Below are 22,109 nucleotides of genomic sequence, written 5' to 3' on the forward strand. Positions count from 1 at the left end.
TGCGGGATCAGGCGTGCGGGGTCAGGCGGGTTGGACGGTGCCGTCAGCGGGTGGTGCGCGGCTGGGTGCTGTGGATGGGACGTCCACGTCGGCTGGCGGGTTCCCCGGATCGGGCGTGTCCCCGGTCTCACGGAGTACGCCGAGCAGGGGCGCCAGGCGGGACCGGCCACGCGCGCACCGGGACTTCACCGTGCCGACCGCGCAGTCGAGGATCGTGGCGGCGTCGGCGACGGAGTAGCCCTCCATGTCGACGAGGACCAGGGCGGCGCGTTGCTCGGCGGGCAGCGACGCGAGCGCGTCGAGCACGAGGTCGCGGCGTGCGTGGGCCTCCGCCACGGCGGCGGGATCCACCGGCGCGCGCTCCGGCGTACGCAGCCGGGTCTCGAGGTCGTCGGGCAGCGGGTCGGCGGTGCGGATCCGTTCGTGGCGCACGCGGTCGAGACAGGCGTTGACGACGATCCGGTGCAGCCAGGTGGTCACGGCCGCCTCGCCCCGCCACGACGACGCGCGCCGGAACGCCGAGACCATGGCGTCCTGCAACGCGTCGGCGGCGTCCTCCGGGTCGCCGAGCGTGCGCAGCGCGACCGCCCAGAGCCGGTCGCGGTGACGGCCGAAGAGCACGCCAAACGCTTCGTGGTCGCCGTCGACGTGGGCGGCGAGCAGGTCGGCGTCCGACGCCTCCGACCCGCGGTCGCTCACCCGTGGACCTCGACCTGGGCGACGGCGCCGCGGAACTGGCCCGACACCTGCGGCAGGCTGGTCAGCCAGAGCACGAGGAAGCGCGACGTGACCGACTTCTTCGGCGTGAGCGTGATCGTGGAGCTGCCGTCACCGGTCGCGACGGAGTCGAGCCCATCGACCGAGCCGGGGGCACTGTCGCCCGCCGCGAAGAGTTGCAGCGAGGTCGCGCCACCCTGCACCGTCACGTCGACCGAGCTCACCGTCTGGCTCGAGCCGAGGTCGAGGACGAGGCCGACGCCGGCCTTGAGCCCGCCGGGGCCGAGGTTCTGGTCGTAGCCGGACGTGCTCCAGGCGGACGACGCGTTGCCGTCGACGGCCAGCTTGGCGTCGCTGTTGTGCTCCTCGTTGTCGCCGAGCGGGTCGAACGCCGTCGCCATCACGCCGGCGATCGGCGTCGACGACGCGCTGGGCCCGCTGCTGCCGGACCCCGACGGGTCGCCGTCGCCCTGGATCAGGCCGGCGACGACGTAGGCGACGGGCAGCAGGACCAGGATCGCGAGCAGGACGAGGGCGCCACGCAGCCAGCTGCGTCCGGGCACCGGCTCGGCCGGCTCCTGCTCCTCGTACGCCGGGGTGGCGGGCAGCTCGCCGGTGTTGCCAAACGGCCAGAACCCGGCGTCGGCCGACGTCGGGGGAGGCAGACGGCGCAGCCGCCCCTCGGGCGGGTCCGGCGCGAACAATGGACGCTCGGGCACCTTCTCGAACGGCGGAGGCGGGGCCGGCGCGTCCTCCGACGGCGTGTGCCAGTCGGGGTCGGCCATCGCGGCCGACTCCGGGTCGGAGCCGTCGAAGAGAGGTGCGCCGATCTGGGTGCGCTCGACGTCGTCGTCGGCCGCGACGACCGGGGTCAGGACGGTGTCATCGGGCGCGACCGGGTCTGCGGCGGTGACCACGTCGGGCGCCGGCACCACCGGCGCAGGAACGGCGGCGAGGGCCCCTGTCGCGTCGGTGTCGTCGGTGCCGGTGCGGCGTACGGGGGTGGTGCCGGTGCGCAGCCGGTCGGCCTCCGCGGCGGCCACGGTCGCCGGGTCGCCGATGTAGTCGGTGAGGGCTTCGGCTACCTCGTCGGCGCTGCCGAAGCGGGTGCCGGATCCGAGCAGGCTCTCGCAGATCCCGTCGAGCACCCGGGGTACGCCGGCACGCACCTGGCGCGGCCGCAGCGGGCGGCCGTGCTCGATCGGTGCCGACGGAACGCCGGACTCGGAGACGCCGCTCCAGCGACCGGTGAGTGCGGCGTACAGCAGGCCGCCGAGGTCGGTCACGTCTGCGGAGGCCCGGCCGGGCGGGAGCCCGTGGAGCGCGGCGTCGACGGCGAAGCCGATGACCTTCACGGCACCGGTGGTGTCGATGAGGACGTTCTCCGGGACGAGCCGGCCGTGGGCCACGCCGGCCTCGTGACCGGCGGCGATCATCGAGGCGACCTCGGAGACCAGCCAGGCAGCCCGGGTCGGGGAGAGCGGCTCCTCGGCGACGAGGTTGTTGAGCGAGGCGCCCTCGCCCCACTCGTTGACCACGTAGTGCAGGCCGTCGACGCTCGCGCTGTCGAGGACGCGGAGCAGGCGGGGGTCCTGCACCGTGGCCGAACGCCGCGCGGCCTCCTCGAGGAGCGGCCCGCGAGGGTCGTCCTCGGGGATCAGGTGCAGCGCGACGTCGCGGGCGAGCACGAGGTCGTGCGCCCGCCAGAAGCGACCGCCGTTGCGGTCGTGGAGCAGCACGGTCAGGCGGTAGCGCGACGCGAGGATGTCACCGGGTCGCATCGCCGAACCTCCTCGCCTCGATCTCGGAGCTGCTGGGGGAAACCCTAGTCGCTCGGACGTAGCCGTGGAGGGTCAGCGCAGGCCCGGAATGCGCCGGGTGAAGCCCTGGACCACCTCGGTCACTTCGGCAATCCGGAACAACCGGGCAAAGACCAGGAAGACCAGGCCGTAGACACCGCCGACGGCGCCGAGGAAGACCAGGATCGCGAACTTGTTCGCGTTGTCGCCGATGACGTTGTCGATCTCCCCGCCGACGAACCACGCGGCGACCAGCGCCGGGAGAAGTGCCAGCACCATCCGGACCAGGAAGCGCACCAGCCGCGCCGTGCCCAGGCCGCCGAGTGCCCGCGCCAGCAGGATGTACGCCGTCAGCGCGCCGACGGCGTACGCACCGGTGTAGGCGATGCCGAGTGCGGGGCTGACGGAGTGCGCGAGCGCGCGGTCCACGAAGAAGTAGGCGAGCGCGATGTTGACCGCCGCGATCAGGCACTGGATCCAGAAGACCAGCTGGGTCCGCTCGAGGGCGTAGAAGCCGCGGACGATCAGGTAGTGCGAGGTGAAGAAGATCAGCGAGAAGCCGAGCACGATCACCGTCTGGTCGAAGTCGCGGAAGGACTTGGCGGCCGCGCCGTAGCCCCAGACCAGGCTGGAGAGGTTCATCGCGATGATCGGCAGCAGCAGCACGAACGGCAGCACCACGGTGAGGGCGGAGCGCAGCGAGCTGTTGACCGTCCGGGCCATGCCGGCGCGGTCGCCGTCGTGGGCCAGCCGGGTCAGCTGGGGCAGGATCGCGGTTGCCAGCGAGACCGTGACGATCGAGTGGGGCACGAGCGTCAGCAGGCTGGCGCTGGAGTAGATCGTGTAACCGGTGCCGTGGCTGCCGCTGCCCGCACCGCACGCGTTCAGCGCGCCGTGCGCGGTGCCGCTGGAGGCGAGGCGCACGACGAAGAGGTTCGCGATCTGGCTGACCACGATCAGCGCGACCGTCCACACGCCGAGGCGGGCGGTGTGCCCGAGCCCCGAGCCGCGGAAGTCGAAACGCGGCCGGTAGTGGAAGCCGACCTTGCGCAGGTACGGCACCAGGATCAGGAACTGGGCGGCGATGCCGAGCGTCGAGCCGAGGCCCAGCAGCATCTCCGGCCCGCTGTCGTACGCCGCACAGGCATCGCGCGCCGGGCCGAACCCGACGAGGTAGACGACCAGGATCCCGATCGAGATGACGTTGTTGGCGATCGGTGCCCAGAACATCGGCGCGAAGCTGCCGCGGGCGTTGAGCACCTGCCCGATCAGCACGAACATGCCGTAGAAGAAGACCTGCGGCAGGCAGAAGCGGGCGAAGTCGATGACCGACTGACGCTGCGCCGCGAGCTCGGGGGAGTTGTACGAGCTGTCGAGGTAGAGGTTCATCACCGCGGGCGCCGCGACCACGAGGATCACCGTCACCGCGATCAGGAACAGGCCCGCCAGCGTGATGATCCGGTTGGTGAACGCCTCGCCGCCGTCCGGGTCCTCCCGGCCAGCCCGCACCAGCTGGGGCACGAGCACCGCGTTGACCACGCCGCCGAGCAGCAGCACGTAGAGGATGTTCGGCACCGAGTTGGCGATGTTGAAGATGTCGGCGTGCAGGGCGGTGCCGAGGGCAGCGGCCAGCAGGATCGAGCGCAGGTAGCCGCTCATGCGCGACACCACGGTGCCCGCTGCCATGACCGCGCTGTTGCCGATCACGCTTCGGGTCTCGCTCACGGTGTCTCCTTGGGTACGGCGGAACGCGCGCGAAGCCGCTTGCGCCAGCGCATCACGATCGCAGCGAAGAGCAGCGTCGCGCCGCCGCCCATGATCAGCCAGATCACCCAGCCGACGTCGCGCGACCGGATCGAGATGTCCTGCGACTTGCGGATCGGGTGGCCGTCCTCGTCGGTGACGACGAGGACGAGGGAGTGGACGCCGGGCTCGGTGGTCTTGGCGACGAGGTTGACCGTGCGGCTCGACGACGCGGGAACGTCGATCGTGCGCGGGGCGCGGATGTCGAGCCCGCCGCTCGTCGTTGCGCGGATGCCGAGACGGATCGACCGGGTCAGGTCGTTGGTGACGGTCATCGCGAACGGCCCCTCGGTCGAGCCGAGGATGACGAAACGGGGCACGGCGACGTCGACGCTCGCGAGCCGGTCGGCGAACCACGAGACCGCCCCTCCGAGGTTCGCGGTGGCGGTGCCCTGGAGGCCGGCCGCGGCGAGCGAGCTGTCGCGCGCGAAGTACGACGTGGCGGACAGCGCCTCGCGGGCCGCGGCGGAGCCGACGCCGTCGTTGCGCGGGAGGATCCGGTCGAGCGTCTGACCCAGGTCAGTCAGGTGGTCTGACTCGGCGAAGGTGCTCCGGGGGATCTCGCGATCGAGCTGGCCGGCCGGGTAGGCCAGCTCGTCGATCGCCGGCGCGGTCGCGGAGGCGGTGAGCGATCCGCTCATGCGCACGAACGGGCGGTCGAGCTGGTCGAAGAAGTGCGTGATCCGCGGGCCGGGGTCGGCGTCGTGCGGCAGGACGACGAGCGCCGGATCGACCGCACCCTCACCGGAGCGCAGCAGGCCCTCGGCGAGCAGGCGCTGGCGCAGCGCGAGGGCCTGGCTGCCGTCGGTGGGGCCGGGCCCGCCGAGCGCGAGGCTGCTGTTGGCGACGAGCACCCGCTGGTCGCCGATGGTGACGGCGGACGGCACGGCGTCCGCCTCGGCCAGGTCCTCGGGAAGTGCCGTGGAGGAGACGATGACGGTCGCGCCGTCGGCCTGCGTACGCGCCTCGGCAGGCAGCAGGCCGTTGGGCGGAACGATCGCCGGCGTGGTCGCGACGTCGAGGTCCGCGAAGACCGCGTCCGACTCCTGCCGGGCCCGGGTCAGGGCGCGGGTGTCGTGGTGCGAGGCGCCCGCGACGTCGAGGTCGCCGTACGGCAGGGCCAGCACGGGGAGCCGCTTCGCGACGGTGGTGAAGGTGCGGAGCCAGCTCTCGGCGTCGGCTGCGGCGGCCTTGCCCGCGTCATCCTGCGGGGCGTCGTCGGAGGTCGCGTCTGCCGAGGCGTCATCCGTGGCGTGGGTGGCGGTGCCGAGGTCGCGGGCGGGGTTGCCGGCGGCGATCTGGCGGGCGGCCTCCACCACGGCGGGGTCGACCAGCAGGGTCGCGTCACCTGCGGGGGCGCTCGCGGCGAGCGCCAGGACGTTGCTCAGCCGGCCCTGCGGGGCGAGGTCGCGCGCCCAGGTGTCCGCGTTGGCGAGGCGTCCGTCGGCGGTGTGCAGCGTGCGGGCCCGGATCGGCAGGACGAGGGAGAAGGCGGCCCGGTCGAAGGGCCGGACGGCGGTGTCTCCGACCTGCGGGAGGAACGTCCGGACGGTGCCGTCGGCGACCGAGTCGCGCCCCTCCGCCGATGAGCCGAGGGCCTGGACGCCGAACCAGTAGACGCCGGGCCGGTCGCCGATGCCGAGCCGGTCGCGATCCACCTTCAGCCGGTACGCCGCGGACGCGCCCGGGGCGAGCGAGTCGATGGTCGTGAAGACCGCCGTGCGGCCGCAGACCACGTCGTCGGTGGTCGCCTGTGCCGCGTGGTCCAGCTCGTGGCTGCTCGTGATCGGTACGCCGGAGGTGCAGGCGTAGACGTTGATGTCGGTCCACGTCTCGGCGCTGTCGTTGACGACCCGGCCACGCACGATGACCGCCTTGTCCTTCGGGACGACCGCCGTCGACAGGCCGGTCATGGTGACGCCGAGTGGGAGGGTGGTCGGCGTTGCGCTGTCCGTCGTCGAGCTCGCGGTCGTGGCCGTCGTCCGGGCCGCGGTGGACCGGAGCGCCGAGCGCGTCGAGCTGCGTGAGTCGGCCAGGGCCTCCCTGAGGGCAGCGGGCGCCTCCTGGGGCGCATCCGCCTGGATGCCGACGACGCGCTGCAGCTCCTCGCCGTGATGGCTGGGCAGTCCAAGCACCAGTCCGGCGATCACGACCAGCGGCGCAAGGAGGGCAGCCAGCAGTCGGATCACGCCCTCACCCTAGGGCAGCCCGCACAGGTCCACGGCGGCGGCGACTACTCTTGTCCCTCGTGTCTGCGCCCACTCCTGCCCCGCTTCTCCTGGCCGACGTCCAGAAGCGGGTGGCTGCGGAGCTCGACCGGCTTGCTCCGGTCATCGACGAGCTCGGCGCACGCTTCGAGCAGGCCGGCGAGGAGCTCGCTCTCGTCGGCGGTCCGGTCCGTGACGCGATGCTCGGCCGGCTGCAGAACGACCTCGACTTCACGACGTCCGCCCACCCGGACGTGACCGAGCGGATCCTCAAGGGCTGGGCCGACGCGGTCTGGGACCTCGGCAAGGAGTTCGGCACGATCGGCGCCCGCAAGGGCGACTGGCAGATCGAGATCACGACCTGGCGTTCGGAGTCGTACGACCCCTCCTCGCGCAAGCCGTCCGTGGCCTACGGGACCAGCCTCCACGGCGACCTGCGCCGCCGCGACTTCACCGTCAACGCGATGGCCCTCACCATCCCCGGCCGCCAGCTCGAGGACCCCTACGGCGGCATCATCGACCTGGCCCAGCGCGTGCTGCGGACACCCGGCACCCCGGAGGAGTCGTTCTCGGACGACCCGCTGCGGATGATGCGCGCCGCCCGCTTCGCGGCGCAGCTCGGCTTCGCGGTCGATCCGTCGGTCGTCACGGCCATGACCGAGATGGCGGAGCGGATCGAGATCATCTCGGCCGAGCGCGTGCGCGACGAGCTGATCAAGCTCGTGCTCGCGCCCCAGCCGCGCCTGGGCCTGCGGCTCCTCGTCGACACCGGGCTCGCGTCGTACGTCCTGCCGGAGCTGCCGGCCCTCGCGCTCGAGCGCGACGAGCACCACCGCCACAAGGACGTCTACGAGCACACGCTGACCGTGCTGGAGCAGGCGATCGACCTGGAGGAGGAGCGGGGCCACGCACCCGACTTCGTCTCGCGCTTCGCGGCGCTCATGCACGACGTCGGCAAGCCGAGGACCCGCCGGTTCCAGGACGACGGCGCGGTGACGTTCCACCACCACGACGTGGTCGGCGCGAAGATCACCCGCAAGCGGATGCAGGCGCTGCGCTTCTCCAACGAGCAGATCGACGCGGTCTCCTCGCTCGTCGAGCTCCACCTGCGCTTCCATGGCTACGGCTCCGGTGAGTGGACCGATGCCGCCGTACGCCGCTACGTGCGCGACGCCGGCGACCAGCTCGAGCGGCTGCACATCCTCACCCGCGCGGACTGCACCACGCGCAACCAGCGCAAGGCGGCCCGCCTCCGGCGTACCTATGACGACCTCGAGGCGCGGATCGCCCGGCTGTCGGAGGAGGAGGAGCTGGCCTCGATCCGGCCCGACCTCGACGGCAACCAGATCATGGAGATCCTGGGCATCGGTCCCGGCCGCGCGGTCGGCGAGGCCTACACCTGGCTCCTCGACCTCCGCCTCGACGAGGGTCCGAAGACGCCCGAGCAGGCCGAGGCGGCGCTGCGCGACTGGTGGGCCGCTCGGGGCTGACCCGACCGGATCCTTCTTCAGGCGAAGGGGTCGGTCAGCACCAGCTCGGCGTTGCGGTCCGACGGATCGCCGCCGCGCTCCCGCTGGCCGAGGTCGTTGAAGGCGATCTCCCGGTAGAGGCCGCCGAGCGCGGCGGTCGACAGGTCGTCGTACGACGGACGCAGCGGTGAGTCGGCGTCGAGCATCGTGGTGAGCAGCGAGACGGTGCCATCGCCGTTGCCGGCGACCTCGATGATCCGCGCCTGCTGCGGAGCGTCGATGTGGGAGACCGTGTTGATCTCCCAGAACGAACGCTGCGGATCGCGGTGGCGACGTGGCTTGATGGTGTTGCTGTGGCAGTGGCCAGTGACCCAGGCCAGCACGTTGGCGTGCTCGTGCAGCAGGTCGAGCACGGCGTCGCCGCCGTGGCGGGCCTCGCCGGGGAGGCGCGGGTCGGGCACCAGGTTCGACATGGTCCACGACGGGTGGTGGCTGAAGACCAGCACGTAGTCGTCGGCGTGCTCCGCCAGCTTCTCCCCGAGCCAGGCCAGCTGGCCCGCGCCGATCGACCCGTCGGCGCCGCCGGCCTGGTTGGTCGTGTCGAGGCTGATCGCGACGACCTTCTCCCCGAGGCGATGGACGTAGTGCAGGCGGCTGGCATCGGCGTCTGCCTCGTAGCCGTGGCCGACCGGACCGGCGCCCGCGAAGCGCGGGGAACGCAGCGCCGCGAGGTACTCGTCCGTCGTGAACGGGGCCCGGCGCGGGTCGGCCGTCACCGTGCGGGTGTCGCCGCGACGCGCGAGGTCGGTCAGCAGGCCGGCGGCCTGGTCGATGCGGCGGGGGTCGAGCTCCGTGCACGCGGCCAGCTCGGCGAGGAAGAGCGTGGCATCGCCCCGGGCGTCGTAGATCTTGCGCGTGCCGGTCGCCCACTCCTCAGCGAACGGGCGGGTCATCAGGGTGCCCATCACGGTGTCGTCGTGGTTGCCCATCGTCATCAGCCACGGTACGGCGAGGCCGGGCGCGTAGAACGGGCGCATCGCGGCGTGCAGCAGGTCGGGCAGGTGGGGGAAGCCGGCCCGGGCGTAGCGGTCCTCGCCCTCCGAGCCCGGCTGCCAGTGCCGCCACAGGCCGGCGTTCGCGACCCCTTCGTAGTCGGCGCCACCGCTGTCGGGGGTGACCTGGCCGCCGGCGAGCACGCCGAGCAGCACGTCGAGCTCGGTGCCGCTGTGGTTGTCGGTGGTGTCACCGGTCGCGATCACCGCGTCGAGCGGGCGGCCGGTCAGCGGTCCGACGGACAGGGCGTTGATCGCCCCGACGAGAGCGTTCGCACCCTGCGCGCCGAGCAGCTCCTGCGGCCGGTACGCCGTGCCCACCTTGCCGTCGAGGTACTCCCACCGCATCGGGTTCTGGGTGTCGACGATGTGCAGGTCGGTGATCTGGACGAGCGCGGCGAGTCCGGTGCGGCGTTCGGTCCGGCCGGATCGCGCTGCCGCGAGGTCGTGGCGTACGACGACCGGCTCACCGTCGCGCGAGGCGAGCCGGCGATAACCCGAGCGGCCGCTCGGGGCGATGGTGCTGTCGAGCGTGGTGCCGCGCGCGAAGACCGGTTGGCGTTCGGTCTCGTCCGCTGTCCTGGACCAGCCGCCCGTCGCACCGATCAGCGCCGCCGCGCCGACTCCGTAGAGGCCTGTCTGCACCGCCGCACGGCGGGTCATCGTCACCACGCGGCCAGTTCTCGCAGCCCCGGGGGAGGAGCCGGGGACCGGTGGCTGGACCCGCGGTGAACGCCTCGACAACGGACACGACGTACGCCGCGGCTCCCGCAGGTTGCACGGCTGCGCGCGTAGCGTTTCGGGCATGGCCCTTCACGATGTCGCGCCCCTGGAAGCCTCCGTCGAGATCGCCGCTCCGCCCGCGGAGGTCTGGCACCGCCTGTCCAACCTCGCCAACATGCAGCGCTGGTCCCCGCAGAACCAGCGCACCGTCGTCCTCGGCAAGCCCGCCGTCGGTACGAAGTTCGCCAACCTCAACCGCCGCGGCCTCCTGGTCTGGCCGACCTTCGGCGAGATCGTCCACTTCGACCGCGAGCGGAAGCTGGCCTTCCGGATCCTCGACAACGGCACGGTGTGGTCCTTCGACCTCGAGCCGACCCCGCGCGGCACCGGTGTCGTGCAGCGGCGCGAGGCGCCCGACGGGATCAAGACGCTGTCGGTCGGCCTGACCACGGTGTTCATGGGTGGCACGAAGGACTTCTGCGCCGAGCTCCAGGCCGGCATGGAGCAGACGCTTGCTGCGTTGAAGGCCGACATCGAGACGCTCTGAGCCGCCACCGCGCGGAACTGGACAGAAGTGGCAGGTTCCGGCACCCCGGATCTGCCACTTCTGTCCAGTTGCGGCGGGACCGAAATGACGAAGGCCGCCGACCCCCTGAGGGGATCGGCGGCCTTCGCGTTGCTCACTCGCCCTTGATGAACGCCTCGAGCATCGCGCGACCGAGGTCGTCGGCGATCTGCTGCGGCGGGGACTTCATGAGGTACGCCGAGGCCGCGATGACCGGGCCACCGTGGCCGCGGTCCTTGGCGATCTTCGCGGCGCGGACGGCGTCGATGATGATGCCGGCGGAGTTCGGGGAGTCCCAGACCTCGAGCTTGTACTCGAGGTTGAGCGGAACGTCACCGAAGGCGCGACCCTCGAGGCGGACGTAGGCCCACTTGCGGTCGTCGAGCCACGCCACGTAGTCCGACGGACCGATGTGGACGTTCTTGTCGTAGACCTTGCCGGACAGCGGACCGGTCAGGTTGGACGTGACGGCCTGGGTCTTGGAGACCTTCTTGGACTCGAGACGCTCGCGCTCGAGCATGTTCTTGAAGTCCATGTTGCCGCCGACGTTGAGCTGGTACGTGCGGTCCAGCGTGACGCCACGGTCTTCGAAGAGCTTCGCCATCACGCGGTGCGTGATGGTGGCGCCGACCTGCGACTTGATGTCGTCGCCGACGATCGGGACGCCGGCAGCCTCGAACTTGGCAGCCCACTCCGGGTCGGAGGCGATGAAGACGGGGAGGGCGTTGACGAAGGCAACACCGGCGTCGATCGCGCACTGGGCGTAGAACTTGTCGGCCTGCTCCGAACCCACGGGGAGGTAGGAGACCAGGACGTCGACCTCGGCGTCCTTGAGCGCCTGGACGACGTCCACGGCCTCGGCGTCGGACTCCTCGATCGTCTCGCGGTAGTACTTGCCGAGACCGTCGAGCGTCGGACCACGCTGGACGAGAACGCCGGTCGGCGGCACGTCGGTGATCTTGATCGTGTTGTTCTCGGAGGCGCCGATGGCCTCAGCGAGGTCGAAGCCGACCTTCTTGGCGTCGACGTCGAACGCGGCAACGAACTTCACGTCGGAGACGTGGTAGTCGCCGAACGTGACGTGCATGAGACCCGGGACGGTGCCCTGCGGGTCGGCGTCCTTGTAGTACTCGACGCCCTGGACGAGGGACGTGGCGCAGTTGCCGACTCCCACGATGCCTACACGTACGGAACCCATCGTTTCCTCTTCCTGCTCGTTGCTGCGAAGTGTTTGTTGGTCTGATTCAGGTCTGGGTCAGGCCTTGGCGCCGGGCGGCTGCTGGGGTGCAGTCGTGCCGGCACGCTCGGCCTGGATCAGCTCGGAGAGCCAGTGGACCTCTCGCTCCACCTGCTCGACGCCGTGGCGCTGGAGCTCCGCGGCGTAGCGGTCCATCTCCTTCTGGGTGAGCGACAGCTGACCCTGCACGCGCTCGAGGCGCTCCTGCAGGCGCATCCGGCGCCCCTCGAGCACCCGCAGCCGGATCTCCATGTCGGTCGACGAGAAGAACGCGAAGCGGATGTCGAAGTTGTCGTCCTCCCAGGCACTCGGCCCGGCCTCGGACATCAGCCGCACGAACTCGGCGCGACCCGCGTCCGTGGGCTCGTAGACGATCCGGGGACGACGGCTGGTCGCCCCGCTGAGGACCGTGTGCTCCTCGATCCAGCCGGCGCGCAACATCTTCTTGAGCGCCGGGTAGAGCGAGCCATAGGAGAGCAGGCTCCGCCATCCGAGCATGAGGTTCAGACGCTTGCGGAGCTCGTAGCCGTGCATGGGTGACTCGTGCAGCAGTCCCAGGACTGCCAACTCGATGGTGTCTCCACGCCGTGCCATGCAACCTATCGTAGCGATATATCGCTCCCGGGTGAATGTGACGTGAACCCCGGGCGTGTCCTTGGGGTCTGCAAGGACTTGCCGGACGCTCCTGACGACGCGTCCCGCGGGCCGCCTGACGGCCGTGCTCCTGCCGCGTACCCTGTCCAGCGCACACCCCAGCAGGACCGGCCACCCGTACGCCGCGGCGTACGGCGGGCGCCGGCAGGATTCGCGGAGGCCGTCAGTGGCAGCACAGGGCAAGCGTTCGACCGGAGCAGCGGCGAAGCTGCGTCGACTCATCAAGCCGGTGCTGATCATCGGGGTGGTGCTCGCGCTCCTCGGTGTCCTTGCGATCACGGTGCTCTACAAGTCGATCGACATCCCGAACCCCAACAAGGACTTCGAGACCGAGACGACCCACGTCTACTACCGCGGGGGCCACCAGGAGGTCGGCCAGTTCGCGCTGCAGAAGCGCGACCGCATCCCCTTCGCCGAGATGCCGCAGAACGTCAAGGACGCGGTCGTCGCTGCCGAGGACCGCACGTTCTGGACCAACGGCGGCATCGACATCAAGGGCATCATCCGCGCTGCGCTCTCCAACGCGAAGGGCAACGACAGCCAGGGTGCCTCGACGATCACCCAGCAGTACGTGAAGATCCTCTACCTCTCCTCCGAGCACTCCTACAAGCGGAAGATCAAGGAAGCGATCGTCGCGAAGAAGATCAACAAGGAGATGTCGAAGGAGGAGGTGCTCGAGGGCTACCTCAACACCATCTACTTCGGCCGCGGTGCCTATGGCATCCAGGCCGCTGCGGCGAGCTGGTTCCACGAGGACGCCAAGGACCTCAACCTCCGCCAGGGCGTCATGCTCGCCTCGATCCTCAACAACCCGACGCTCTACAACCCCGACAACGGCAAGGCGAACGCCGCGGCGCTGCTCGACCGCATGAAGCGCGTGCTCAACGGCATGGTCACGATGGGCAAGATCACCCAGATCGAGGCCGCCGACGCGGGCAAGCAGCTGCCGCACTTCACCAGCAACCGCTCGGGCAGCGTCTTCTCCGGCCAGCGCGGACACGCGATGTCCCTGGTCAAGAGCGAGCTCCTGCGCCTCGGCGTCGCCACCGAGAGCGAGATCGACGGCGGCGGCCTGAAGGTCTACACGACCCTCGACAAGAAGGTCATGCAGGCCGACGAGGACGCGATCAACGCGAACCGCCCGAGTGGCCTCGACCAGCTGCACACCGCGATCGCGAACGTCGAGCCCGGCACCGGTGCGCTCCGTGGCTTCTACGGCGGCCAGGACTACCTCAAGTCCCAGGTCAACTGGGCGCTCGCGGGCGACAAGGTCGGCTCGTCGTTCAAGCCGTTCGCGCTCGCGGCTGGCCTCACCGCCGGCTACTCGCTGAAGGACAGCTTCGACGGCAACTCGCCGTACTACTACAACGGCCAGGGCACCGGCGTGTACGTCTCCAACGAGGACGCCGGCCACGACTGGGGCCCGGTCAACCTGATCAAGGCGACCGAGCAGTCGATCAACTCGGCCTTCGCCGACCTCACGATGTCGATCCCGGACGGTCCCGACAAGATCCGCAACACGGCGTACGCGCTGGGCATCCCGAAGTACGCCAAGCACGGCAGCGTCAACAACATGTTCCAGAGCCCGGGCCTGGAGAACAACTCCGGCATCGCGCTCGGCCAGGCCACGATCGCGCCGGTCAACATGGCCAACGCGTACGCCTCGATCGCCAACGGCGGCCAGGCCGCGAAGCTCTACGTCATCGACAAGGTCGTCGACCGTGACGGCAAGGTCCTCTACAAGCACCGCACGCAGACGCACGAGGCGATCAGCTCCGACGTTGCTGCCGACGTCACCTATGCCATGCAGCAGGTGATCAAGTCGGGCACCGGCACGGCCGCCGGCGCCCTCGGCCGCCCGGCCGCCGGCAAGACCGGCACGGCGACCTCCGAGGACCCCAACGGTGGTCACGACTTCACCTCGTCGGCGTGGTTCGTCGGCTTCACCCCGCAGCTCTCCACCGCGGTGATGTACAACCGCACCGGCGACCGCGGTCAGCCGCTGCCGCTCGCGGGCTACATCTCCAGCGAGTTCGGTGGTCACTTCCCGGCCATGACCTGGGCGTCGGCCATGCGCGAGGCGCTCGACGGCGAGCCGGTCGAGAGCCTGCCCGCCCCGGCGTATGTCGACGGCAACGCGCCGGAGACCGGTCACGCACCGCAGCCGACGAAGAAGCCCACCTGCACGGGCAAGCAGACGCCGTCGCAGGACAACTGCGTCGCGCCGCGCAAGACCGCGACGCCGACGAAGACGGCCAAGCCGACGAAGACCGCCACCGCAACGCAGTCGGCGACGCCGACGACGGGGCCGACCAAGCCGACGACGAAGCCGACTGACCCGGCGTCTACTCCGCCCACGGGCGGCCCATCTGGTGGCGGCGTGCCCTGCGGCATGATCGGAAGTGACCACACCACCTGTCCGCCGAACCCGCGGGCAGTTCACACGACGTCGACCCCGTGACCGAGCGCGTCGCGCCCTCGCTCGATGACCCGGTCCTGACCGCGTTGAGCGAGGGCATCGGCGGCCCGGTCGGCAGCCACGCGCGCCCCGCGCGCTGGTGGACGCCGGTGCGGGTCGTGCTCGCGCTGGCCACGCTGGCGTTCGCCCTGGGGATGCTGCAGAAGCAGCCCTGCTGGTCGGAGGACTGGGGCGACGGGCACGATCGCTACGTCAAGATGTGCTACTCCGACGTGCCCTACCTCTACACGGGGCGAGGGTTCGCCGAGCTGCTCTGGCCGTACGACGACGACACCGAGGTGCGTGCGAAGTACGAGGTCATGGAGTACCCCGTCGGCATCGCGTACGCCGCGTGGGCTGCTGCGCACGTCTCGCACTGGCTGGTCGGCGGCGGGTCCGTCGAGGCCCGGGCGGACGTCGGTCAGGGTGACCTGCTCCGCCAGCCCGGGGTGCTCAACGAGCAGCGCGGCTTCATCGTCGCGACGACCTTCGGCCTGGCGCTCGCGACCTTGGCGGCCGCAGCCGCGCTCGCCCGCGTGCACCGCCGCCGGCCGTACGACGCCGCGCTCTTCGCCGCCTCGCCGGTGCTGATCGCCAACGCGCTGGTCAACTGGGACCTGCTCGCGGTCGCTCTCGTGGCCGGGGCGCTGCTGGCCTGGGCCCGACGGCGGCCGGTGCTGACCGGCGTACTGATCGGGCTCGGGTGTGCGACCAAGCTCTACCCGCTCTTCCTGCTGGGTGGGATCGCGGTGATCTGCTTCCGCTGGCGGGCGTGGGGCACGTTCGCGAAGGTCCTCGCGGCGACTGCTGTGGCGTGGCTGGTGACGAACCTCCCGGCGATGCTGACCGGCTGGGACGAGTGGATGCACTTCTGGCGGTTCAACAACGACCGTGGCGCCGACCTCGGCAGCCTCTGGCTCGTGCTCTCCCAGGCAGGCGTGCCGGTCGGCACGAAGCTGGTCAACGACGTGTCCCTGCTCGGCTTCGCCGTCTGGTGCGTGGTGGTCCTCGTCATCGGCCTGCGCGCGCCGTCGACGCCGCGCCTCGCGCAGCTCGGCTTCCTGATCGTGGCCGGGTTCCTGATCCTCAACAAGGTCTACTCGCCGCAGTACGTCCTGTGGCTGCTGCCCCTGGCCGTCATGGCACGGCCGCGCTGGCGCGACCAGCTGATCTGGCAGGCCGGCGAGCTGCTCTACTTCGCCGGCGTCTGGTGGTACCTCGACGGGCAGTTCGACTCGGGCGCGGGTGCCCAGCCGGTCTTCTACTGGCTGATCATCGTGATCCGGGTGCTCGCCGAGGTGTACCTCGTGGCGATCGTGCTCCGCGACATCCGCCAGCCGGCGTACGACGTAGTGCGCGAGCGGGATCCGGAACCGGCGCTCAGCTGACGATCGTGCGGTCGAACGTCGTGGTCGCGAAGCGGACCCGCAGCTCGACCTCCGCACCGATCTCCGGCACCCGCGCGTCCTCGGGGAGGTAGACGAGCGAGGCTTGCAGGTGCGGCGGCTCGGCGAAGTAGCGCTGCTTGCCGTCGACGACGTACGGCGAGCGGACCAGGCCGGCGGCGTCGAGGCTGCCGCGGGCGAGCGAGGTGGCTCGCGACTTCAGGCTGAGGTCGGCCGTGGGTGGTTCGAGGCCGATGCCGTGGGCCATGCCGCCGGAGACCACGATCAGGTTGCCGCGCCGCGGCACCGTGCGCCCGAACTCGCCGAACGTCGACCCGCGCTCGAGCCGGTGCAGGTCGAGGACGTGCGCCCGTACGGAGAACGCGTCGGCGCCGCCGAGCCACAGCTCGTCGCCGAGCAGCGGACGCAGGTGGAGGTCCGGCCAGGCCCCGCGGGCAGCCAGGACCTCGGGCTCGCCGAGGTTGGCGACCCAGAGGGTCCGGGTGGGCAGTCCGCTGGCGTGGACGTCCTGGCCGAGGCGGTGCAGCTCGGTCAGTCGGCCCGGGCCGGCGAGCGGGAACGAGAGGAGCACGCCTTCGAGCGTGGGTCCGCCGGGCGTGCCGACGCCGACCTCGGCGAGGCGATGGGCGGCTGCGCGCAGCTCGCGGGCGGAGAGGCCGTGGAGCCGGGTCGAGGTCATCCGGGCGAGCACGATCCGTGCCGTCGGGTCGGCCTCGAGCAGGCTGTCGAGATCCTCCAGCCGGCTGACGGTGTGGATCAGCCGCTCGCGCGCCACGTCGGCCTTCGGCCCGAACGGACGGTACGGCGTCAGCACCAGCACGTCGCCGTCGAAGAGGCCGCCGACCTGGCCGCACTCGTCGGCGGTGCCGACCGCGAGGACGTCCGCGCCGATCCGCTGGGCCTCGAGCGCGAGGCGGCTGTTGCCGAGGCCCGAGCCGTTGCCGCGGACCACGGGCACGAGGTCCGGAAGGCGATCGCTGACTGCGGTGAGGTGGCCTCGCAGCCGCGCACCGTCGACGTACAGCGTGAGGCTCATGCGCCGGACGCTAGCCGCGGACGGTGACCGGCCGGCGGCGTACGGGTGGCGTGGGCGTGACGAACTCGGTCCGTCACCAGCGCTCCCGCAGCCACGCCATGTCCGTCGTGTGCTCCGCCGCCCCACCAGGAGTCTCGAGTACGACGGGCGCGCCGGCGTCGCGGATCACCTGGGCGAGCAGCGCGGGGTCGATGTGGCCGGCGCCGAGGTTCGCGTGGCGGTCGGCGCCCGAGTCGAAGTCGTCGCGGCTGTCGTTGGCGTGCACCAGGTCGATGCGGCCGGTGATGGCGCGGATGTCCTCGACGATCGTCTCGAGCGGGTTGCCACCCGCGTGGGCGTGGCAGGTGTCGAGGCAGAAGCCGACCTGGTCGGCCTGCGCAGTGCCCTCGATGGCGGCCCAGACGCCCTTGATCGCCTCGAGGCGACGGGTCATCGCGTTGTCGCCGCCGGCCGTGTTCTCGATCAGGAGCGGGACCTTGATGTCGGTCGCCTCGATCGCCTTGCGCCAATTGGTGAAGCCGATCGCCGGGTCCTCGTCGTCCTTGAGGTGGCCGCCGTGCACGATCAGGCCCTTGGCGCCGATCGACGCGGCGGCGTCCATGTGCGACTGGAGCAGCTTGCGGCTGGGGATCCGGAGCCGGTTGTTCGTGGTGGCGACGTTGATCAGGTACGGCGCGTGGACGTAGAGGTCGACACCGGCGCTCTCGGCATCCGCGCGCAGGGCGTCAGCGCCGCCGGCGTACGCGATGACGGGGCCCTTGTAGCTCTGCGGGTCGCCGAGGAAGAACTGGACGACGTCGGTGCCGCGGGCCTTAGCCTCCGCGATGGGGTCGGTCTGGTCGACGTGGGCTCCGAGTCGGGCAGTCATGGGGAGGAGTCTAGGAAGGTCCTGCGCGATTGGGTCGCCGCCGGGACTGCTTGATAGCCTGCCCTGTCCCTCGTCGGCATATCCGTCAAGGGACATCGCAGTAGCCCTCCTGCCACGGAAATCCCGTGGCCGCCGAGTCCAGAGGAGGTGGAGACAGCTATGCGTGCATATGAGGTCATGGTCATTCTCGACCCGAGCCTTGACGAGCGGACCATTGAGCCGTCCCTCGACAAGTACCTGAACGTCATCCGCAACGACGGTGGCACCGTCGACAACGTGGACGTCTGGGGTCGTCGCCGTCTGGCGTACGAGATCAAGAAGAACGAGGAAGGCATCTACGCCGTCCTCCAGCTGAACGCCGAGCCGGCGACCGTCAAGGAGTTCGAGCGTCAGCTCGGCCTGAACGAGTCGATTCTGCGTACGAAGGTCCTCCGCGCCAACGCCTGATCGTGGACATCGGCTACCGCACTGTCGGTGGTCGCCACGATGATGCTTCGCACCGGACATCCACGAATCAGAAAAGGGACCTGACATGGCAGGCGAGACCGTCATCACGGTAGTTGGCAACCTGGTCGACGACCCGGAGCTCCGCTTCACGCCTTCTGGCGCTGCAGTGGCGAACTTCCGGATCGCGTCGACCCCGCGCACCTTTGACCGCCAGACCAACGAGTGGAAGGACGGCGATGCGCTGTTCCTCTCCTGCTCGGTGTGGCGCCAGGCCGCGGAGAACGTTGCCGAGTCCCTGCAGCGCGGCATGCGTGTCGTCGTTCAGGGTCGCCTGAAGGCCCGGACCTACGAGGACCGTGAGGGCCAGAAGCGGACCGTCTTCGAGATCGAGGTCGAAGAGGTCGGTCCGTCCCTGAAGTACGCGACCGCCAAGGTCTCCCGCACCACCCGTCAGGGTGGCGGCGGCGGTGGCTTCGGCGGCGGTGCTCCCCAGGGTGCTCCTGCTGGTGGCGCTCCGGCCGACGACCCGTGGGCCACGCCCGCGGCGCCGGCTCAGGGTGGCCAGGGTGGTTGGGGCGCTCCGGCGGCCCCCGCCCAGCAGCAGAACGACCCGTGGGGCGCCCCCGGCGTCGGCGGCGACGAGCCCCCGTTCTGATTCCCCCAGGCTCCGTAGGGGCCTGACGAAACTCATCACCATTCCGGCGTGAGCCGGGCTTCTAGAAGGGAAGCACCACAATGGCGAAGCCTGTTATTCGCAAGCCGAAGAAGAAGGCGAACCCGCTCAAGGCAGCGGGTGTCACCAAGGTCGACTACAAGGACACCGCTCTTCTCCGCAAGTTCATCTCCGACCGCGGCAAGATCCGCGCTCGTCGTGTCACCGGCGTCTCCGTCCAGGAGCAGCGTGACATCGCGATCGCGATCAAGAACGCGCGCGAGATGGCGCTCCTGCCCTACACGTCCACCGGTCGCTGAGAAAGGGGACTTTGAAATGGCGAAGATCATCCTGACCCAGGAAGTCACCGGTCTCGGTTCCGCTGGCGACGTCGTCGAGGTGCGTGGCGGTTACGCCCGCAACTTCCTCCTCCCGCAGGGCTTCGCGATCGCGTGGACGCGCGGCGCGGAGAAGACCGTCGAGTCGATCAAGGCTGCCCGCCTCGCGCGCGCCGCCCGCGACCTCGGTCACGCCACGGAGATCAAGGGCAAGCTCGAGGGTTCGGCCGCGACCGTCAAGGTCAAGGCTGGCGCCGAGGGTCGCCTGTTCGGTGCTGTCACCGTTGCCGAGATCGCGACCGCCCTCGAGGCCGTCGCGGGCGAGGCCATCGACAAGCGCACGATCGCGGTCAAGACCACGGTCAAGTCGCTCGGTGCGCACACCGTGACCGTCAAGCTGCACGACGAGATCGTGGCCACCGCCACCGTCAACGTCGTCGCTGCCTGACACGTCTGACACAGGAAGGCCCCGGTCCGCTTCGGCGGGCCGGGGCCTTTCGCATGCGCGGGAGCGCGGGGCGCGGGGGCGCGGGGGCTCGGGGGCGCGCCAAACTGTCAGACTGACACTTTGGCTAGCCGTGACAGTTCCGAACTGTCACCTCAAGCGAAACTGTCACGACGTCCGACGTACGACGGCCCACGCGCGGCCGGAGTGATAGAAGCTGAACACCATCGTGCCGACGGCCCCCATCAACCCGAGGACGGCGAGCAGTCCCTCGAGCTGGGTGATCTTGCCGCCGTAGACGAGGACCGGCAGGAGGGCTGCGCCGGCGTTCATGCCCGCGAGGTACTTCCACCAGAACGAGGCTCCCGGCTCGGGTCGGGAGAGACCGGCGAGCGCGAGGCAGTAGAGGACGAGCCAGGCCAGGGCGGGCAGCGACACCGCCCACAGGAGGGCGGGGTCGGCACCCGGGCCGCGGATCTCGTCGCGCCACGCAGGCACCCAGAGGGCGGCCGACACGAGCATCGCCACGAGCGCCGACCCGAGCATCAGCCGGAAGCTGGGCAGCTTGCGCGCGAACGCCCAGGTGCCGATGGCGATCAGCAGCCAGCCGGCCCAGTCCGGCAGGTAGTCCCAGCCGTGGAGCGTGACGTCACCGGACTTCGTCGTCGACGTGACGCCCGGGCTCAACAGGTAGATGACCAGGCCGAGACCGATCAGGACCATCGGGCGGACGGTCGGGGTGGCGGCATCGGCTGCGGGGGTGCTGGTCACCGCGTCAGCGTAGTGCCGGTCCTCATCCAGCGGGTGCCGTGTGCCCGATGCAGGAGTACGCCGGCGCGCGCGGCCATGAAGCCGAAGCCGAACGCCACCCACAGCCAGGTCAGGGTTGGCGCGAGCAGGGCCAGCGGGGCGTAGACGACCAGCACGAGAGTGCCGGCGTACGCGAGGTAGCGGCCGTCGCCAGCCCCGATCAGCACACCGTCGAGCACGAAGACGACCCCCGCGAGAGGCTGGGCCAGCGCCGCCACGAGCAGGACGGGAAGCAGCAGGTCGTCGACGCCGCGGTCACTGGTGAAGAGGTGCCCGAGCCATGGTGCAGAGGCCGCGAGCAGGAGTCCGGTGACGACGCCGGCGGCGACGCCCCACTGGAGCATTCGCGTGGTCAGGCGTCGCGTGGCTGCGATGTCGCCGCTGCCGAGTGCGCGGCCCGTGATCGCCTGGGCGGCGATGGCGATCGCGTCGAGCGCATAGGCCAGGAAGCCCCAGACCGCCATCGCGACCTGGTGCGCGGCGAGCCCGCGATCGGCCCCGCCGTCTGCGGCGGGCAGTGCGGCGACGGCGTACACGGTGAGGAGGATGGCCGCGCGCAGGGTGAGCGTCCGCACCACCAGCGGTACGCCGGCGCGGCCGGCCGCGAGCACCCCGCCGAGGTCCGGGGCGAGCGCCACCCCGTGACGTCGCGCCGCCCGCGCGACCACCGCGACCAGCAGGCCCGCGGTGGCGAGCTGGGCAAGCGCCGAGCCGAGGGCCGAGCCGGGGAGGCCGAGCCCGTCCATGGGGCCGAGGCCGTAGACGAGCAGCAGGTTCAGGACGATGTTGAGGACGTTGCCGCCGACCGCCGCGACGAGCGGTGTCCGGGTGTCCTGGAGCCCGCGGAGCACGCCGGTCGCGGCCAGCATCAGGAGGAGAGGCGTGGTGCCCGCCAGGGCGATCCGCAGGTAGGTGGTGGCTGGTGCCGCGACGGTCTGGCTGGCTCCGAGCAGGTGCACGAGGTCGGGCGCCAGGACCCCGGCGACTGCCGAGACGGGGATGCCGATCGCCACCGCCAGCCAGAGTCCGTCGACGCCGTGGGCGAGGGCGCCCCGGGTGTCGCCGGCGCCGAGCTGACGAGCCACCGAGGAGGTCGTGCCGTACGCGAGGAAGATGCAGAGGCCGACGAGGGTGGTCATCAGCGCACCGGCGACGCCGGCCGCGGCGAGCTGGGTGGTGCCGAGGTGACCGACGATCGCGGCGTCCGCGAGGACGAAGAGCGGCTCCGCCACCAACGCGAGGAACGCCGGCCAGGCCAGCCGCAGGATGGCGCGGTCCTCGGGGCGTCGGGTCACGGGTGCACGCTATCCGTGCAGGTCAGGCCGCAGCCCGGTGCCAGGGCGGTGGACAAGCTGTGCATACCCGCGGGTCACTTACCGATTGTCGACAAACCAACAAGGCGCTTGACGGGTGTCATGACCTA

At 70.8% G+C, this 22,109-nt stretch carries 19 protein-coding genes; 8 read left to right on the forward strand and 11 right to left on the reverse strand.

Going from position 1 to position 22,109, the window contains the following annotated elements:
- Window positions 1–21: 21 nt before the first annotated feature.
- From sigM to EPD65_RS03365, 4 genes are all read right to left on the reverse strand, one after another.
- A complete protein-coding gene (gene sigM / locus EPD65_RS03350) occupies window positions 22–699 on the reverse strand; it encodes an RNA polymerase sigma factor SigM (protein ID WP_131581736.1) in 678 nt (225 codons plus the stop codon).
- Window positions 696–2,498, reverse strand: coding sequence for a protein kinase family protein (locus EPD65_RS03355; protein ID WP_131581737.1), 1,803 nt, complete (start codon window positions 2,496–2,498; stop codon window positions 696–698). The genes sigM and EPD65_RS03355 overlap by 4 nt, the downstream gene beginning before the upstream one ends.
- A gap of 72 nt (window positions 2,499–2,570) precedes the next feature.
- Window positions 2,571–4,241, reverse strand: coding sequence for a murein biosynthesis integral membrane protein MurJ (gene murJ, locus EPD65_RS03360; protein WP_243640426.1), 1,671 nt, complete (start codon window positions 4,239–4,241; stop codon window positions 2,571–2,573).
- A complete protein-coding gene (locus tag EPD65_RS03365; protein ID WP_131581738.1) occupies window positions 4,238–6,508 on the reverse strand; it encodes a hypothetical protein in 2,271 nt (756 codons plus the stop codon). Before EPD65_RS03365 ends, murJ begins: the two co-directional genes overlap by 4 nt.
- Before the next feature lie 59 nt (window positions 6,509–6,567).
- Between EPD65_RS03365 and EPD65_RS03370 the strand changes: the two genes are divergently transcribed.
- A complete protein-coding gene (locus EPD65_RS03370) occupies window positions 6,568–8,016 on the forward strand; it encodes a CCA tRNA nucleotidyltransferase (protein ID WP_243640427.1) in 1,449 nt (482 codons plus the stop codon).
- Between the two features lie 17 nt (window positions 8,017–8,033).
- On the opposite strand, the gene EPD65_RS03375 is transcribed toward EPD65_RS03370, so the two are convergent.
- Window positions 8,034–9,710: a TIGR03767 family metallophosphoesterase gene (locus EPD65_RS03375; protein WP_243640432.1), complete on the reverse strand. Its 1,677-nt coding sequence runs from the start codon at window positions 9,708–9,710 to the stop codon at window positions 8,034–8,036.
- 142 nt (window positions 9,711–9,852) lie between these two features.
- Between EPD65_RS03375 and EPD65_RS03380 the strand changes: the two genes are divergently transcribed.
- Window positions 9,853–10,317, forward strand: a complete 465-nt coding sequence (locus EPD65_RS03380) for an SRPBCC family protein (RefSeq protein WP_131581740.1) — start codon at window positions 9,853–9,855, stop codon at window positions 10,315–10,317.
- Window positions 10,318–10,450: 133 nt separating this feature from the next.
- Here EPD65_RS03380 and EPD65_RS03385 read toward each other — a convergent pair whose 3' ends face one another.
- Both EPD65_RS03385 and EPD65_RS03390 read right to left on the reverse strand, forming a co-directional pair.
- Entirely contained in the window at window positions 10,451–11,533 is a 1,083-nt protein-coding gene (locus EPD65_RS03385; protein WP_131581741.1) for an inositol-3-phosphate synthase, read from the reverse strand.
- Window positions 11,534–11,590: 57 nt separating this feature from the next.
- The gene (locus EPD65_RS03390) at window positions 11,591–12,166 is read right to left on the reverse strand and encodes a PadR family transcriptional regulator (protein ID WP_131581742.1); all 576 of its coding nucleotides are present in this window, start codon (window positions 12,164–12,166) and stop codon (window positions 11,591–11,593) included.
- A 226-nt stretch (window positions 12,167–12,392) separates the two neighbouring features.
- Between EPD65_RS03390 and EPD65_RS03395 the strand changes: the two genes are divergently transcribed.
- Window positions 12,393–14,687: a transglycosylase domain-containing protein gene (locus EPD65_RS03395; RefSeq protein WP_165872862.1), complete on the forward strand. Its 2,295-nt coding sequence runs from the start codon at window positions 12,393–12,395 to the stop codon at window positions 14,685–14,687.
- Window positions 14,684–16,072: a glycosyltransferase family 87 protein gene (locus EPD65_RS03400; protein ID WP_131581744.1), complete on the forward strand. Its 1,389-nt coding sequence runs from the start codon at window positions 14,684–14,686 to the stop codon at window positions 16,070–16,072. The genes EPD65_RS03395 and EPD65_RS03400 overlap by 4 nt, the downstream gene beginning before the upstream one ends.
- Here the strand turns inward: EPD65_RS03400 and EPD65_RS03405 are convergent.
- Both EPD65_RS03405 and EPD65_RS03410 read right to left on the reverse strand, forming a co-directional pair.
- Complete coding sequence (locus EPD65_RS03405) at window positions 16,065–17,126, reverse strand: alanine racemase (RefSeq protein ID WP_131581745.1); 1,062 nt, start codon at window positions 17,124–17,126, stop codon at window positions 16,065–16,067. The genes EPD65_RS03400 and EPD65_RS03405 overlap by 8 nt on opposite strands.
- Window positions 17,127–17,199: 73 nt before the next feature.
- Entirely contained in the window at window positions 17,200–17,994 is a 795-nt protein-coding gene (locus EPD65_RS03410; RefSeq protein ID WP_131581746.1) for a deoxyribonuclease IV, read from the reverse strand.
- 159 nt (window positions 17,995–18,153) lie between these two features.
- On the opposite strand from EPD65_RS03410, the gene rpsF reads away from it, so the two are divergent.
- From rpsF to rplI, 4 genes are all read left to right on the forward strand, one after another.
- Window positions 18,154–18,441, forward strand: coding sequence for a 30S ribosomal protein S6 (gene rpsF, locus EPD65_RS03415; RefSeq protein ID WP_131581747.1), 288 nt, complete (start codon window positions 18,154–18,156; stop codon window positions 18,439–18,441).
- A gap of 85 nt (window positions 18,442–18,526) precedes the next feature.
- Entirely contained in the window at window positions 18,527–19,096 is a 570-nt protein-coding gene (locus EPD65_RS03420) for a single-stranded DNA-binding protein (RefSeq protein ID WP_131581748.1), read from the forward strand.
- Window positions 19,097–19,176: 80 nt separating this feature from the next.
- Window positions 19,177–19,413, forward strand: a complete 237-nt coding sequence (gene rpsR / locus EPD65_RS03425) for a 30S ribosomal protein S18 (RefSeq protein ID WP_131581749.1) — start codon at window positions 19,177–19,179, stop codon at window positions 19,411–19,413.
- Window positions 19,414–19,429: 16 nt separating this feature from the next.
- The gene (gene rplI, locus EPD65_RS03430) at window positions 19,430–19,879 is read left to right on the forward strand and encodes a 50S ribosomal protein L9 (RefSeq protein WP_131581750.1); all 450 of its coding nucleotides are present in this window, start codon (window positions 19,430–19,432) and stop codon (window positions 19,877–19,879) included.
- Between the two features lie 165 nt (window positions 19,880–20,044).
- Here rplI and EPD65_RS03435 read toward each other — a convergent pair whose 3' ends face one another.
- Window positions 20,045–20,647 carry a hypothetical protein gene (locus tag EPD65_RS03435; protein ID WP_131581751.1) on the reverse strand — a complete coding sequence of 201 codons (603 nt, stop codon included), beginning with the start codon at window positions 20,645–20,647 and terminating at the stop codon, window positions 20,045–20,047.
- Window positions 20,644–21,981, reverse strand: a complete 1,338-nt coding sequence (locus tag EPD65_RS03440) for an MATE family efflux transporter (RefSeq protein ID WP_131581752.1) — start codon at window positions 21,979–21,981, stop codon at window positions 20,644–20,646. The genes EPD65_RS03435 and EPD65_RS03440 overlap by 4 nt, the downstream gene beginning before the upstream one ends.
- Window positions 21,982–22,109: the final 128 nt, after the last annotated feature.

Source organism: Nocardioides jejuensis (assembly GCF_004337475.1).
GTDB lineage: Bacteria > Actinomycetota > Actinomycetes > Propionibacteriales > Nocardioidaceae > Nocardioides > Nocardioides jejuensis.